Raw genomic sequence first — 14,869 nt, 5'->3', positions numbered from 1 at the left:
ATTAAGATGTTGAATCTGCTTGGTATTTTCATGGTTTTATGCAGGTCGGGGTGTTTTTTACCTTGCTGCAGCCGGGTTTTTTATACCCTGCTGTGGTGAAAAATACCCTGCCGGCGATGCTCGCTGCGGCTTTACCTATTTGGCGATATAGGCCACTTAAGCTGAATGTTTTAAGGTGGCGCAAAAGTAGTGTGTTGTGCAGGTCTTGCCAGTGTGCGGGCCTTGCTAGTGAGCAGGAATTGCCAGCATGCAGGGCTTGCCAGCATGCAGAAAACGGTTGCTGCATAAGTAGCGATGTTGCAGTTGTACTTCAGTGCAGCCAAAGCAGCAGGCCGGAAAATAACAGGAAACAACAATGCAGTATTATCTTGAAATAAAACAAATTCATATGTTGTGTGCTTATCTGAGCGTCAGCCTTTTTATCGGCCGTTTTTTGCTGGATATGTGGATGCCCATAACAGGTGGCTTTAAGTGGCGCGCCAGTAAACTACGTTTTGTGCCTCATCTGGTGGATACCATGCTGCTGACTATGGCATTAGCACTTTTGGCAGTTGGCCCCTGGAAACCTTTTATACATCATTGGCTTGGCATTAAGATTTTATTATTAGTCTGTTATATTCTGTGCGGCAAAGCGGCGCTGACGTTAAATTATGCAAAAAGCACCAGACTGGGTTTTGCCTTGCTGGCGGTGCTGCTGCTTGCTGGTATTTTTTACCTTGCCAGGTTCAAGCCACTGTTATTTTAACCTGTGCAGCTGCTATGTTAGTCGGAACCCTTTCACTGTTGCCGCTTGGCATACAAGGAATAACCTGATGAATCTAATGCTAAAAATTTCTGTGGTGTTGCCAGTATTTTTGCTCTTGGCATCTTGTGCCGAAATAAAAGATACCGGCCGCGCCATTGGTCATGGTACCCGGGATGTAGCGAAAAAAGTCGGCCATACCACCCGGGATGTCACCAAAAAAATTGGTCACACTTCAAGAGATGCAGTGAAAGCTGTAGGTGAGAAAACCAAAGAAGTAGTGAAAGATATAAAAGATGAAGATGACAAGACTGATCAATAACATCAGTAGTCTGATTTTGAACTGTTTTCAGGAAAAACAAAATAAAACAAGGAGTTGTGATGCGTTATTGGATATTACCGGCGCTATTATGTAGTGCAACTGTTTTTGCAAACAGCCCGGAGCAACTTAACAGCACACCTGAACAAACAATGGCTACATTATGGCGCGCTTTGTCGCATGAACCCGGAGTTGCTGCTGACGTAAAAAGTCTGCAGGCCATATTTCACCCCGATGCCGTGGTCTTTGGCGCTACCTATAAAGAAGGCCAGCCAAAGTTAAGCCAAAGCAAAGCCACTGAGTTTTTGCAGGGAATGGGCAAAGCCAGACCCAAAGGTTTTTATGAATGTGAAGTGAGCCGCCAGCTGGTACAACACGACCTTTTTGCCACTGTGTACAGTGTGGTGGAATCCAGAACAGATAAAAACGCCAAAGCCGCTGATTTTGTTGGAGTCAACAGCATTCAGCTTTATAAAGCCGATGCCGGCTGGCAAATTTTGGCTTTGTATTATCACGTCGGGCAGGCCGATGTGCCGGTTGCGCTGGGGCAGGGCAAGTCTGGCCTTTGTTTATAAGCCAGAACGATGGACAGCTGCATAACAGCTGCATAACAGCAGTACCTTGCTGGGTTGGCGGTGCACATGCCGATACTGATGGCTTCAGGGCTGACGCCAAACCCAGAAAAGCTATTTTTTCATTAACTTTCCACAAGCTGCTGAGTGCGTATCGTCGCCAGCGCGCGCTGCCCGGTTGCGCTGTAGCAGGCTGTTGTGACCTGGTTTGTTGGCCGGCTGCATTGAGAGCATATCAATGGACGAATTAAAACTAGTGCTGGAGCGTGAGATTGGTGCTGCCGCCGGACAGGCCGGAGCTATTGAGCCATGGCATAGTTTCTGGCATTACAGGCCGGAACTAAACTTTCCGCCAAGAACTATCCGGGAGCTGGCGGATTATCAGGGCGGTAAACACCTTGCTCTTGCCTGCACTCAGACGGATCTGAGCGCTGCAGCTCAGAAAAAATTACTGCATTCCTGGTGTGAATACCTGCCACAGCTGCAGCAGGTTGAGTTTTTGTGGTTGCAGTCCAGAGTGCCTCAACAGTTGTTTGATGCAGCCTGTGCCATGCCAAAGCTGAAAGGTTTGTATATTAAATGGGGTGGCATGACCTGCGCTGCTGCGCTCAGTGCTGCCAGACAATTAACCTATCTGCACCTTGGCAGCACACCGTCGTTGCAGCCGCTGGAGGTGCTGTCTGAGTTAACGCAACTCCGATGGCTGGAGCTTGAGAATATCAGGGCGAGTCATGATCTGTCGTTTTTAACTCCCCTGACAGCACTGCGTGGTTTGTCATTAACCGGTGATTCAAACAGCTTAAAAACTTTAAAGCTCAACTCTGTTGCGCCTTTGTTGTCGCTGAAACAACTGCAATGGTTGCAACTACAAACTGTTGATATTGAAGATCAATCGCTGGAACTTATTGCCATGCTGCCGGCGCTGAAACAGCTGCTGTTAAGCAATACTTTTCCAATGGCAGACATTGCCCTGCTGGCCGGACGACGACCCGATATTCACTGTGATTTGTTTCAGCCATGCAGCGAAATGGTGAGCTGGACAAAATGCAAAAAATGCCAGAATGCCACTATGGTGATGCTCACCGGGAAAGGCACCCCCTGGTTATGCACCAGTTGTGATGGGGCGCGTATCAGCCGCCACCAGGATGAATTCCGGCGTATTGTGCAAAACGCCGCACTCTGAGCCTGGCAGCCGCACAGAGATGGCCAGAGGCTGCAAAGCAGGGCTGAGGTTGTGATATTTGCCGGTTGCTGCCAGTACACTTGATAATTGCCTGCTGCTCCCCAATTAGAAAGCAAGTTATTGTTTATTTGAGAAAAAATAATGGCAGTGATGCAGCAGGCTTCTGTTGGAGTGCAGATTGTTGGTGATGTGCTCTTTTGTACTATTGTGGTGTTGATGCTGCTGTTGCTCTGTTGGCTGCTGGTCAGGTTGGTGCGCTGGGCCAAACGCCGCAGTGCCGGGGCTTATTTAATGCTGGCGTTTTTACCGCTGATTTCGTTATTGCCTATTCCTCCGACCGAAATTAAAAAACTGCAGCAAATTAAACAGCAGCAGGTAAAGCAAAAAGATGAAGCGGGCGAGCCGCCAAAAGCATAAAACAATCCCTTATCCGGCAGTTAAATCCGGCAGCTAAATCCGGCAAAAAAGCCGGCAGCTGGAGCGGGTGAGCAAAAACCGGAAAATAACGCCTGCACTTTATTTCAGGCTGATTAGTTTCATCACTGCGGCCAGCACAAAACCTTGATCTGAACACCCCGGCAAGTGTTGGTGCCAGCCCGGCTGTTCATCGGATCTGACTTCCTACTTCAGCTGAAAATTGTTGATAAAACCAACAAAGCATATTGACCGGTGCCTGACAGGCTGGCACAGTCAAAGCTATTGCTGACCTTATCTTCGCTCTCCACCTTTGTTGTTGCTTTTATCGCAACATATTGATGATTAAAAGGATTTACTCTATGAAAGATTCACTGAATGCTGCTCAGACCGATATGCGTTTTGCCTATTGCAGCGGCGCTGCAGGTATGTTGGCGTCGTCTTTGATTTGGCTTGCCAGCGCTGGTGTGGTGATATTTTATTCGGCGCAGCAGGCGCTTTGGGTATTGCTGATTGGCGGTATGTTTATTCATCCGCTTGGTGTTGTTATTGCCAAATTAGCGGGGCGGCCCGGCAATCACAGCAAAGGCAATCCGCTGGCGGGCCTGGCTTATGCCAGCACTTTCTGGCTGATTTTTAGTTTGCCGCTTGCTTTTGCTGCTGCGCAGCTACGTATCGAGTGGTTTTTTCCGGCCATGTTGCTGGTGATTGGCGGCCGTTATCTGGTGTTTAGCAGCTTATTTGGCATGCGGTTATTCTGGTTTTGTGGTTTAGCGCTGGCGGGGGCCGGTTTTGTGCTTGGCCAGTTTGCTGCAGCACCTTTGTACGGCGCCCTGGCCGGTGGTGTGATTGAACTGCTGTTTGCGCTGCTGATTTTTGTGCAGGATAAAAAAGAAGCACAACAAAACAGCGCTTTTGCTTTGCACAAATTTCAGCCTGAAAGTTAACATGCGAAGAGAACCGGCGATATCTCCATACTGCCAGAAGGCGCAGACAAAAAGTTTGTCTGCTGTTCGCCGCAATAAAAAAGGGCAAAACGTTGTTTTGCCCTTTTTTTGCTATGGCTGCCACAGCAATCACTGAGTTGGCAGTTACACCAGTTTGCAGTGCATTCTTTGCAGTGCACTCGTTGCAGTGCACTCTTTGTAGTGAACTCTTTGTAGTGAACTCTTTGTAGTGCACTGGCATCAGTTGCGGTGCAGTGACATCAGCGAGTTGTGTTTTTTAGTTTGTGCTTTTGGCAGACTCCGCTGCTTTGGCTTGTTTTACCATAGCCCGTACGTCGCTTAACAGCTGCTGCGCGTCATAAACCACCCCGTCTTTAATGGTGTAACGTACACCCTGAGTGCGCTCTGGCTGGTTGTTGGCATTGAGCTGGTAATGGCCTGTGCCATACAACACTTTAAAATTGGCCAGCGGGTTCTCTGCCACTATCAGCATGTCGGCTTTTTTACCCGGTACCAGACTGCCAATTTCATCGGCAAGGCCCAGCGCCTGTGCACCATTTAAGGTGGCAGCCTGGATCACTTCCAGTGCATTTAAACCTGCTTCGCGTAATAGCTCCAATTCCTGAATAAAGGCAAAACCATAAATTTTATAGATATAACCGGCGTCTGAGCCTGTGGTAATACGACCACCATGGTTTTTAAAGTCGTTTAAAAACAACATCCAGATGCGGTAGTTTTCACGCCAGGCAATTTCCTGATCAGTAGTCCAGTCAAACCAGAACGAACCATGGGCGTCACGATTGGGCTGAAAAAATTTGCTTAAGGTCGGCAGGGTATAGTCCTGATGCCAGGGCGCGCTGCGCTGCGCTTCGGCATTGCGGGTGGCTTCGTAAATGGTGAGCGTTGGGTTAATGGTAAAGTTCAGTTTAATCAGCTCATCCCGCACTGCATTCCAGCGCTCAGAACCGGGCGCTGCTGCTTGTTTCCACAGCTCGCCGGCCGCGGCAAAACGGTCTTGTTCGTTCTGATAGTTATAATGCGCCGGATAGTTTTGAATGACCTGACCGGTAAAGAGTGCTTCCGGTAAACCATACCAGTGCTCCATTGAGGTCAGTCCCATTCTGGCGCTGTCCAGCACATTGGTGCGCATCACGTTGAGCTGGGCATGATGCATCATGGTGCCAAGTTTGAGTTTGCCGGCTTCATCCAGTGCCGCAGCAATAATGGCCGGAGTGGCACCAAAAAACTTAATACCGGCGCCACCGGCTTTTTTCACACCACGCACCCAGTCCCGCGCCTGCTCCGGGCTGAACACAGGTTTTTTCAGGCCCTGACCAAAACCGATATAAGGCACAATACGAGGCGCCACAATGCGGTTTTCGTTGGAGGCTTTGACATGTTTTAAGGTCCAGTCGAGGCCGTTAAAACTGCCGGGCTCCCGCACTGTGGTAATACCGTGCGCCAGCCAGAGTTTAAATACATATTCGGCCGGAATGCCAGGGGCAGAGCCACCAATATGGCCGTGCATATCAACAAAACCGGGCAGAATATACATGCCGCTGACATCCAGCTCTTTATCGCCTTTGGTAGCAACGGGCCTGCCTTCGGCTTTCACCGGCAAACCCGGATTTCCCACCACCACAATTTCGGCGATACGGTCGTTTTCAATGACAATATCAACAGGCCCCTGCGCTGGTGCGCCTTCACCGCTGACATAAATGCCACCGCGTAAAATCAGCCGCTGATAAGGCCCGTCGCCGCGGTCGCGTTCTGGTGCTGAAGGCGTACGCTCGGTTGAGCTTGCTGCCTGGGCCGGTAATAAACAACTGAAAACCAACAAAAATAGGGTGCCAAACAGGCGTGGACGGGCATTATTTTTATACATAAAAGTTCCGCTGCGTTGTGATTGTAGTTATCCAGGCCAGTGTGGCAATAGCCGCCATTTGTGGCAACCCGATACGGTTAACAGAGCCGCTGCTGCGATAAAACGAGCCAGAATGTCATGCTTTGCGTTTTATTGTGATGGCTCACTGGCGATGAAGCTGTTGTTTTCCCCTTAGCTGTAGTGCCTCAGATTGCATTCTTCGCCGGCGCTCAGTACATTGATAACTGCTGTTTTTGTTGCAGGCCTCAATGTCTGCTATTTTATTGATTTCACTATAAAACGAGGTTGTTGTGCGCTTAATCACGCTGATATTGCTGTTTGTTGGCACTGCCGCCCAGGCCAAGGTCGAGTTGTGGGAAAATTATGTGTATTACCCGGTAAATGCCAGCAGCAAACAAGAGCTGATAGCCGCCACCGCAGCCCACACGCCCATCAAAAAAGATGGCCTCAGTGATATTGCCGACAGCAGTTATGCCATTCAGTGGCGCTTTTATGTCAAAAACTGGAACCGGCAATGTCGCATCGACAGTTATGTCACCGATCTGAGAATTGAAGTGACCTTGCCAAAACTGCAGGTGTCGACCACAGAGGTACAGGACTTGTGGGCGCGCTGGTATCCAAATTTATTGCGTCATGAAATGAAGCATGTGGCTATTGCTAAAAAAGCCGCCAGCGATATTGATGATGCCCTGAGAAGTCTGGGTTCCAAAGCCAACTGCAAGGTACTGGAGCAGGAAGCCAATGCAGTTGCCAATACCATTCTGGAAAAAGCCAAAGCAGCGCAGCTGGCCTACGACAAAGAAACCCGCTACGGGGAAACTGAAGGCGCTTCGTTGCAGAGCTTATAATTGACCTTTGTGTGATTTAACGTTTGATACAGACCACTAAAGCGTTGCCGGAATCTGGCTCAAGCGGCAGGATTTTCTCAAAGTCGTGCTCCAGCATCACCACCTCAAAGTCAGGCGCAAGCAGGGCTTGAAGCTCAGCAAAACTGACCGCCACCATAGGGTGGTGGTCTTGCCATAACTCAGTCACGCCTTGGGTGGTTTTCTGAATTTTCAGCCTGAGCTGCTGCTCGTCACCGGACCCTTGATAAAACCAGCCGGACTCAAACACAAAATCGCTGTGCTGATGGCGGGCGTGCTGACGTAATAAAGCGCTGTTATCAATTTTGTGTTTATCTACCGCGCTAAAACAAAACACACCACCGGATTTGAGCGCAGGGACTACATGGCGCAAACAGGCTGTTAAACCCTCAATATTGCCGCTGTAATGCAAGGAATATAAAAAACAGGTAATTAAATCAACAGGTTCGCTTATGTTAAACGCACACATATTCTGCTGTATAAATTGCGCCTCTGGGCAGCGCAGCTTCGCAATATCCAGCATCGGCTGATTTAAATCCAGCCCGGTGCACTGATAACCGGCCTTTAAAAAATGCTGAATATGCGGCCCTGTGCCACAGGCTAAATCCAGATGGTTCAGGCCGCCACTGCCAAAAAACTGATGCAGGCGCATCGCAGCTTCACTTTGGCGCTGATAGTCGATGTCGGCACACATTAAATCGTAATAGCCTGATAAATCAGTATATAAAGCGTTAAAAGACATCGGGTGGCGCTCAGCGGCAATAAAATTCAGGGCGCGCATTTTAACCGACCAGAGTGCTGATGCGAAGTAGATACGAGGAATATCAGGAATGAGTGCCGATGCGAAGTATTTTGCCGCTTTTGTTTGTGTTGCAAATACCGCACAAAGCACCAGGTAGCCGCATGCATTTTGGCGACTCAGGCCAAAATGCTACCAATCCACAAACAATAGCTACGACTGACGGGCGCAGCCTCTTGCCGCTTCCGTGGTTGCGCTTGCACTATAAAGCTCAGACTGTGCTCTGCTGTTGCAGCGCCTTTGCATCACAACAAGAAGGATAAAAAATGCGATATTTATTTTCTGCAAAAACTGTGTTGGCCATCAGTATTGCTGCGGCCCTTATGGCCTGTCAGCCAGCCAGTGATCCACAAAACAACAGCGCCAATAGCGCAGGCGATAAGATTGGTAATGGCGCGCCAGCGCCGGCAGCTGAAGTTCAGGTAAGGGCACAGTCAGAGTCTAAGCGGTTAAATCAGTGGTTTGAACAAAAATACGAGCAGCAGCTGCAAATGAGCCCACTGCGCCTGACAGCCCTTGGCCGTAAAGAAAAATACGACCAGGTGGACGATATGACTGCTGAAGCTGAGCAAAAAGAGTTGTTGTGGTTTGAAGCCACAGTGGCGGAGCTTAAAACACAATTTGATTACAGCAAGCTGGATGCCGAAGCCAAAACTTCTTACGACTTATGGATTTACCAGTTTGAACGCGCCAAAGAAGCAGCAGCTTACCGTGGTCACAGTTATTGGTTTAATCAGATGCGGGGTATGCATTCGTCGTTACCCCAAATGTTGATCAACTTTCACAAAGTAGACAACAAAGCAGATGTACAGGCTTATATCAGCCGGATTGGCGGTGTTGCCAAAGCCATCGCCGATTTACAGCAAAGAGCCATCAGCTCAGCCAAGGCCGGGGTGCGCCCGCCACGTTTTGCTTATGAAGGTGCGCTGGTGCAGGTAAATAATTTACTGAAGGGTCAGCCTTTTGAGCAGCAAGGCGCGGACTCGCCGCTGTGGAGTGATATCAACAGCAAAATTGACGCGCTGGTTAAAGCTGACAAATTATCTAACGATGAAGCGACTGAGCTTCGCAATAACGCCAAAACGGCGCTGACCAGCCAGTTCCGTGCTGCTTATCAGGCGTTGGCGCAATATTTACAAACTGAAATTGCCAGCATGCCAAAGGACGCCCATGGCGCTTCAGCCCTGCCGGACGGTGTGGCTTTTTATAATCTGCGTTTACAGCAGTCGACCACCACAGCGCTGACCGCCGATGAAATTCATCAGATTGGTCTGGATGAAGTTGAGCGTTTAACCAAAGAGATGAACGCCATTAAAGACAAAGTGGGTTTTACAGGTGATTTAAAAGCGTTTTTCCACTTTATTAAAACTGACAGCCAGTTTGTTTATCCGGACACAGACGAAGGTCGCGAAGCTTATATCAAAGACTCTGAGGCGTACCTGGCTTTTATCGGCGAAAAATTACCGCAGTATTTTGGCATTTTGCCCAAAGCCAAGCTGGTGGTGAAAAGGGTAGAGGCCTTTCGTGAGCAGCCGGGTGCGGCGCAGCATTATTCGGCCGGCACGCCAGATGGCTCAAGGCCAGGTGTGTATTACGCTCATTTGTCGGATATGAAAGCCATGCCAAAAAATGAAATGGAAGCCATTGCTTATCATGAAGGCAGCCCTGGCCATCATATGCAAATTTCCATCGCTCAGGAGCTGGAATCTGTGCCCAAGTTCCGCACCCAGGCACGTTTTACTGCTTATTCCGAAGGCTGGGGTTTGTACTCAGAATTGCTGGCCAAAGAGATGGGCGCTTATCAGAGCCCCTATTCTGACTTTGGCCGTTTAGTCACTGAAATATGGCGCGCCGTGCGTTTAGTGGTCGACACCGGCATGCACGCCAAAGGCTGGACTGAACAACAAGCCATTGATTATTTTCTGGAAAAAACGCCTGTTGCCAAAGCTGCCGTAGTGTCTGAAGTGCGCCGTTATCTGGTGATGCCGGGGCAGGCCACTTCTTACAAAATTGGTATGCTGAAAATTCTGCAATTAAGAAGTCAGGCGCAGCAGCAGCTGGGTGATAAGTTTGATATCCGCGCTTTTCACGACACAGTGCTGAACGGCGGTGCCTTGCCGCTGGAACTGTTAGAAAAACGGGTGCAACAATGGGTGGACAGCGTTAAAGCAAGCAGTGTTTAATCTGTAACGAACACAGGCGGCGTGTTTACGGCCGCCTGTGTTTTGCCTAAAAATCAACATGGAGTTTGAACAACAAGGAGGTGACTGATGTCAGCACAAACAACAGAGCAGACAACAGAACAAGCGATAGAACAAGTTGCAGTGCAGGGCCGCTGTTTATGCGGTGCTGTACGATTTCGGGCTCTGGCAGGCACAGCAATGGACGCCTGTCATTGTGGCATGTGCCGGCGCTGGGGCGGCGGGCCGCTGCTGGCGGTCAATTGCGGCAGTTCGGTCGAGTTTGAAGGCACTGAAGCCATCGCTGTGTATGGCTCATCAGATTGGGCAGAACGGGCGTTTTGCCGCAGTTGTGGCACCCATCTGTTTTATCGTTTTATTCCGGACAACAGGTATATAGTGCCGGTGGGGCTGTTAACACCACAGCATCCATTTGTATTTACGGAACAAATTTTTATCGACCACAAACCGGCATATTATTGTTTTGCCAATTCAACGCTGGAGCTGACCGAAGCTGAAGTTCTGGCGCAATACGCCGAACCAGACGTCTGATACTGATAGTCTGCAACTGAAGCTGCTGTGCCTCAAAGTGCACAGCAGCCTGTTTTTGCCTCGACAAATAAAGTTTTTATCAGATCGCAGAGTTGTATTGCTGTTGTGCTGTGTAATAAGGCGTGAAATGCGCTGAGACAGGCCACGACCGGATAAATCCGGCGAGCGTCTGAATCGAGATTTAGCAACTGGTATTGGCGGCAATATCAACACAACAGGCATCACCTTTGCCCGGTTTATTTGTTGCTAAAACCACAGCCTGTCATGAATTTTTTTTGTGGTTGTACCACTTTAATCAAGTTTCTTTGCCAAGCTCAGTGCCATTGTGGCCGTTGGTTCAGGCCGGATTGTGATGCGGTTCCGGCTGAATTTCCAGGCACTGTCAACAGCATCTGAACCGGAAAATCCGGTTTAGGCAGATATCAGCAAAAGGAGCATTTTGCATGTCCCATCACACCATAGAATTACATCGTGTTTTAAAGGCCAGTCCGGAAATGGTTTTTCGTGCTTTTTTGGCACCTGCTGCTCTTGCCAAATGGTTGCCGCCTCATGGTTATGTCTGCACTGTTGAGCATTTGGATGCGCGCGAAGGTGGTTTGTTTAAAATGGCTTTCACCAATTTCCGCTCCGGCCAGAGTCACAGTTTTGGCGGCCAGTATCTGGAATTAAAACCTGGTGAACTCATTCGTTATATCGACAAGTTTGACGATCCGAACTTACCGGATCCGATGGAAGTGACAGTGACTTTAACTGCCGTCAGTTGTGGTACTGAGCTGAAAATTCGCCAGCAGGGCGTGCCGCAAGTGATCCCGGCTGAATCCTGTTATCTTGGCTGGCAGGATAGTTTAGCGATGCTGGCGTTGCTGGTTGAAGCTCAGTTGCCGGAACAAAGCTGAAAGCTGCAGCTATACAGACCTGAAATAGCCACAACCTTGTTGTTTGAAAAGTTAATAAAAGGTATATTTTTCGCTTGACCGGTCAGCTGATGGCCGGTTTTTTTATGACTTTTCAGTTTAGTTTTTTGTTTCAGGGAGGATTTGTGGGTCATCATCTTTGGTTGCAGCAACAACTTGTTTTTACATCACATTTAAATAATGCCCAGTTGGCTGAAATTGTACTGGAAGCCAAACAAAGCACTATGTGGCTGCGTTATATAGTGCGGCTGATGCCCTGGCTGATCACTGTGTATTTGCTGGCATTAAGCCTGATGTATTTTAATCAGCGCAGTGACGCCGGTTTTATCAGCTGGTTGACAGTGGTCACGTTAATCTCAGTGGCCGGCCTTTGTAGTTATTATCTGGAACAAAAAGTAGTGCGGGCCAGATTGTTGGAATTGTTGCACCGACGCTGTTAATTTCAGCGGGCAATGGCGCTTAAAAACCTGGTGATGAGGTGGTGGAACGTGGATAACGCTGTAGTGACGCAGATCAGGTTGCGACCAGCGGCAGAGTCAGATGCCGCTGCTATTGCTTTGATATACAACCATTATATTGAACACAGCACAGTGACTTTTGAGCAAAGTTGCTTAACAGACAACGAGATGCTGCAGCGGATGCAGGCCATCCTGAGCTCGGAATTACCCTTTTTAGTGCTGGAAAAGCAGGGGCTGGTGCTGGGGTATGCCTATGCCAGCCCCTGGCGTGCCCGGATTGGTTATCGTTTTTCAGTCGAATCCAGTGTGTATCTGTCGCCCGGTAGCGCAGGTTTGGGGTATGGCAGCCTGTTAATGCAACAGCTATTACAACAATTAACTCAGGCCGGCTATCATGCAGTTATCGCCGGTATTGCCTTGCCAAACGACGCCAGTGTGGCGTTACATGAAAAATTTGGCATGACAAAAGTGGCGCACTTTTATCAGGTGGGTACCAAGTTTGGCCAATGGCTGGATGTTGGCTATTGGCAGTTGTTGTTGCCAAATCCTAAGCAGGATTTTGGGCAGGATGCTGAGTGCCCAACAACAGCTTAATACCAGCGAAGTTTCAAACTACAGTGGGTTACAGCAGGAGTGACTGATGTTAAGGATCCGCCAGGCAACTCTCAGTGATACCTCCGCCATCAGTGCGCTGCTGCAGGATTTAACCCGCCGTTTTATTGCGCCCGACTGTAGCAGTGAAGGTGCTGCTTTGTTGCTGCAATCGATGAGCGACAGCGCTATTGCCGGTTATATTCAGCAAGCAAACTTTGATTATCTGCTGGGTGAACTGGATGGGGAGCTGGTTGCAGTGGTCGCCACCCGTGATAACAGTCATTTGTATCATTTATTTGTGGCAAGCCACTGTCAGGGGAGGGGCTATGCCACCCAGCTTTTTGCTGAGGCAAAAAAGCGTTGTTTGCTGCGTGCCAATACCGCAATCTTCACTGTTAATTCTTCTTTATATGCACAGCCGCTTTATCAGCGACTGGGTTTTGTTGCAGTTGGCGGTCAGCGTAATACACAAGGCATCAGGGATGTGCCGATGCAACTGGTGCTGAAGTCGCAATAACAATACTTTTTATGCCCCGCAGTGGTTTGACTTTTGTTGCCACACAAGGTTGGTGTGGCTTCGGGCTTCGGTAAGCTCAGCCCGGTTTTACGCCGAAGCAAAGGTAGTGCATCTGCCTGATAAGCGGAGTTTTCTTTTTTACAAAGGCCCTCGTCTGCAATTTTGCAGCACTTTTTTATCTTGTTTTATCTGATGCAGCTGTTCGGCTGCGGTTTGTGTACAACATTGCTGTTTTGCACCGCTATGCCGGTTTTTTTCCTGACTTTGTGATATTTGATAGCAAAAACTGCTCTTACCAGTGACGGCTTGTTGGCTTTATATTGAAATTATTCGCTGAATAATTGACGGTTTAATCATTTTTTAGAAAGTTCTTTGATAATTTTATTTTCATAAAAGTAACAATTGGTTCTTTTATCTGGCTATTTCTGTTTTTTGAAAGCGCTTTTTTGCAACATAACCGGCCTGTGCTGCCAGTTATTTTTACATATTGTTTATTAATTGTTTTTTTATGGTGTATTTTTTATTTTTTTATACCCTGTTTTGTGTTTATTTATGTGTTTTTTGTGCTTCTGGATATTGTTTTTTGTTTGTTCTACAGTACGGAATGATGTTTAGTTGTACAAGAACATATGGAGAAGTAAATGAATGGAGCGTTGTTGTCTGTTCGTTCAGGTAAAAAGAGTAAAGGATTTACGTTAATTGAAGTGATGGTCACAGTAGTGATTATTGCCATTATTGCTTCAATCGCTTTTCCTGCATACCAGCAAATGGTGCTGAGGTCACACCGCTCAGATGCCATAGATACGCTTGCCACCACAGCACAATTGCTGGAACGTCGATTCACCGAAACCAACAGTTATACCGGTCTGGTGTTACCTGCCACCAGTACTAATGGTTATTACACTATCAGTGCAAATGTCACTGCAGCCAGTTATACCCTGACAGCAACAGCCACCGGACGTCAGGCTAAAGACACTGAATGCCTGACTTTTACTATTGATAATACCGGCCAGAAAACGGCCACTACTGCCGGAGTTTGCTGGTAATGAAAAGCCAGGGGGCTAAAGGCCACAAAGGGTTTAACCTGATTGAACTGCTGGTGACGCTGGCGGTTTTGGCGGTCATTCTTGGGATCGCCATCCCTTCTTTTATGGATTTGATCCGCGACAGCAAAGCCAGAAGTCAATCGAATCAAATTTTAAGTTATCTGCATTACGCCCGCTCCGAAGCGGTGAAGCGCCAGCTTAATGTGGAAGCGCGGATGACAGAGGTATCGGGCGGTTGGAACCTGCAGGTTTTTCGTACCGACAATAACGAGCTGCTGCGCCGGTTAGACGTTTCCGACGAAAACGTGGCGCTTGGCGGCGACCAAAACGTCATCTTTGACAGCCGTGGCAGGCCGTTACAACAACGTTGTATTGGTGTCATTGTGGATGAAAGCACCAAATACAGCCGGCAGGTAACAGTGTTGCCTGGCGGAAAAATTGCAGTGGAGGCAGGACAATGTCAATAACAGCTGGCGTTGTAAAACAAGGTGGTTTTAGTCTGCTTGAAGTGTTGATTGCTATGTTGATTCTGGCATTTGGCGCTTTAGGTTTAGCAGGTTTGCAAATGAAAACTTTGCAGTCCAGTCATTCCGCTTATCAGCGGGGTTTAGCCAATATCATTGCCGCCGATACAGTAGAGCGTATGTGGGCCAATGCGGCTGCAGCAGCGCCTTTAACTGTGCTGCAAATTCAGGCTCAGGTGCAGCAGCGCTGGCAGCTGACCAATGACAATAACGTCACTTTGCCAGGTCTGGTGACCACTATTGTTGAACCTGCAGCAGGCGATACTTTGTATACGGTGCAAATCACCTGGGATGAAACCCGGTTTGATGACGAAAACACCTCTTTTTCTTATTCATTCCGGCTTTATCCTTAGGAGC

Annotated in this window: 18 protein-coding genes; 16 read left to right on the top strand and 2 right to left on the bottom strand. The window is 48.4% G+C overall.

Annotated elements, in window-relative coordinates; genetic code table 11:
• Positions 1 to 355: 355 nt before the first annotated feature.
• The 6 genes from N3Z11_RS06715 (at position 356) to N3Z11_RS06690 (ending at position 4,177) form a co-directional block, all read left to right on the top strand.
• Positions 356 to 745: a SirB2 family protein gene (locus N3Z11_RS06715; protein ID WP_260656386.1), complete on the top strand. Its 390-nt coding sequence runs from the start codon at positions 356 to 358 to the stop codon at positions 743 to 745.
• Between the two features lie 67 nt (positions 746 to 812).
• Positions 813 to 1,064: a hypothetical protein gene (locus tag N3Z11_RS06710; protein ID WP_260656385.1), complete on the top strand. Its 252-nt coding sequence runs from the start codon at positions 813 to 815 to the stop codon at positions 1,062 to 1,064.
• A gap of 149 nt (positions 1,065 to 1,213) precedes the next feature.
• Entirely contained in the window at positions 1,214 to 1,636 is a 423-nt protein-coding gene (locus tag N3Z11_RS06705; RefSeq protein WP_260656384.1) for a hypothetical protein, read from the top strand.
• Between the two features lie 235 nt (positions 1,637 to 1,871).
• Positions 1,872 to 2,816 carry a hypothetical protein gene (locus N3Z11_RS06700; RefSeq protein ID WP_260656383.1) on the top strand — a complete coding sequence of 315 codons (945 nt, stop codon included), beginning with the start codon at positions 1,872 to 1,874 and terminating at the stop codon, positions 2,814 to 2,816.
• A 141-nt stretch (positions 2,817 to 2,957) separates the two neighbouring features.
• Positions 2,958 to 3,233 (top strand): hypothetical protein, encoded by a 276-nt coding sequence (locus N3Z11_RS06695; protein WP_260656382.1) that lies wholly within the window; start codon positions 2,958 to 2,960, stop codon positions 3,231 to 3,233.
• Between the two features lie 359 nt (positions 3,234 to 3,592).
• Positions 3,593 to 4,177 (top strand): DUF7010 family protein, encoded by a 585-nt coding sequence (locus tag N3Z11_RS06690; RefSeq protein ID WP_260656381.1) that lies wholly within the window; start codon positions 3,593 to 3,595, stop codon positions 4,175 to 4,177.
• Positions 4,178 to 4,454: 277 nt separating this feature from the next.
• Here the strand turns inward: N3Z11_RS06690 and N3Z11_RS06685 are convergent, their stop codons facing one another.
• On the bottom strand, positions 4,455 to 6,062 hold the full coding sequence (locus tag N3Z11_RS06685) for an amidohydrolase family protein (protein ID WP_260656380.1): 1,608 nt from the start codon (positions 6,060 to 6,062) through the stop codon (positions 4,455 to 4,457).
• Positions 6,063 to 6,352: 290 nt separating this feature from the next.
• On the opposite strand from N3Z11_RS06685, the gene N3Z11_RS06680 reads away from it, so the two are divergent.
• Positions 6,353 to 6,910, top strand: a complete 558-nt coding sequence (locus N3Z11_RS06680; protein WP_260656379.1) for a DUF922 domain-containing Zn-dependent protease — start codon at positions 6,353 to 6,355, stop codon at positions 6,908 to 6,910.
• A 16-nt stretch (positions 6,911 to 6,926) separates the two neighbouring features.
• On the opposite strand, the gene N3Z11_RS06675 is transcribed toward N3Z11_RS06680, so the two are convergent.
• A complete protein-coding gene (locus N3Z11_RS06675; protein WP_313771339.1) occupies positions 6,927 to 7,709 on the bottom strand; it encodes a class I SAM-dependent methyltransferase in 783 nt (260 codons plus the stop codon).
• Positions 7,710 to 7,993: 284 nt separating this feature from the next.
• Between N3Z11_RS06675 and N3Z11_RS06670 the strand changes: the two genes are divergently transcribed.
• The 9 genes from N3Z11_RS06670 to pilV all read left to right on the top strand — a co-directional run bounded on the left by N3Z11_RS06670 (position 7,994) and on the right by pilV (position 14,865).
• Entirely contained in the window at positions 7,994 to 9,910 is a 1,917-nt protein-coding gene (locus tag N3Z11_RS06670) for a DUF885 domain-containing protein (RefSeq protein ID WP_260656378.1), read from the top strand.
• Between the two features lie 87 nt (positions 9,911 to 9,997).
• A complete protein-coding gene (locus N3Z11_RS06665; protein ID WP_260656377.1) occupies positions 9,998 to 10,459 on the top strand; it encodes a GFA family protein in 462 nt (153 codons plus the stop codon).
• 443 nt (positions 10,460 to 10,902) lie between these two features.
• The gene (locus tag N3Z11_RS06660) at positions 10,903 to 11,355 is read left to right on the top strand and encodes an SRPBCC family protein (RefSeq protein ID WP_260656376.1); all 453 of its coding nucleotides are present in this window, start codon (positions 10,903 to 10,905) and stop codon (positions 11,353 to 11,355) included.
• 143 nt (positions 11,356 to 11,498) lie between these two features.
• Complete coding sequence (locus N3Z11_RS06655; RefSeq protein ID WP_260656375.1) at positions 11,499 to 11,813, top strand: hypothetical protein; 315 nt, start codon at positions 11,499 to 11,501, stop codon at positions 11,811 to 11,813.
• Between the two features lie 48 nt (positions 11,814 to 11,861).
• Positions 11,862 to 12,425 carry a GNAT family N-acetyltransferase gene (locus N3Z11_RS06650; RefSeq protein WP_260656374.1) on the top strand — a complete coding sequence of 188 codons (564 nt, stop codon included), beginning with the start codon at positions 11,862 to 11,864 and terminating at the stop codon, positions 12,423 to 12,425.
• A gap of 46 nt (positions 12,426 to 12,471) precedes the next feature.
• Positions 12,472 to 12,942, top strand: coding sequence for a GNAT family N-acetyltransferase (locus N3Z11_RS06645; RefSeq protein ID WP_260656373.1), 471 nt, complete (start codon positions 12,472 to 12,474; stop codon positions 12,940 to 12,942).
• A 641-nt stretch (positions 12,943 to 13,583) separates the two neighbouring features.
• A complete protein-coding gene (locus N3Z11_RS06640; protein WP_260656372.1) occupies positions 13,584 to 13,988 on the top strand; it encodes a type IV pilin protein in 405 nt (134 codons plus the stop codon).
• The gene (locus tag N3Z11_RS06635; RefSeq protein ID WP_260656371.1) at positions 13,988 to 14,455 is read left to right on the top strand and encodes a GspH/FimT family pseudopilin; all 468 of its coding nucleotides are present in this window, start codon (positions 13,988 to 13,990) and stop codon (positions 14,453 to 14,455) included. The genes N3Z11_RS06640 and N3Z11_RS06635 overlap by 1 nt, the downstream gene beginning before the upstream one ends.
• Positions 14,446 to 14,865 carry a type IV pilus modification protein PilV gene (pilV, locus tag N3Z11_RS06630; protein WP_260656370.1) on the top strand — a complete coding sequence of 140 codons (420 nt, stop codon included), beginning with the start codon at positions 14,446 to 14,448 and terminating at the stop codon, positions 14,863 to 14,865. The genes N3Z11_RS06635 and pilV overlap by 10 nt, the downstream gene beginning before the upstream one ends.
• Positions 14,866 to 14,869 lie beyond the last annotated feature (4 nt).

The organism is Rheinheimera sp. 4Y26 (assembly GCF_025245835.1).
Taxonomy (GTDB): domain Bacteria; phylum Pseudomonadota; class Gammaproteobacteria; order Enterobacterales; family Alteromonadaceae; genus Pararheinheimera.
The sequence above is the reverse complement of the archived record's forward strand: the minus strand, read 5'-3'. Positions and strand labels throughout refer to the sequence as shown.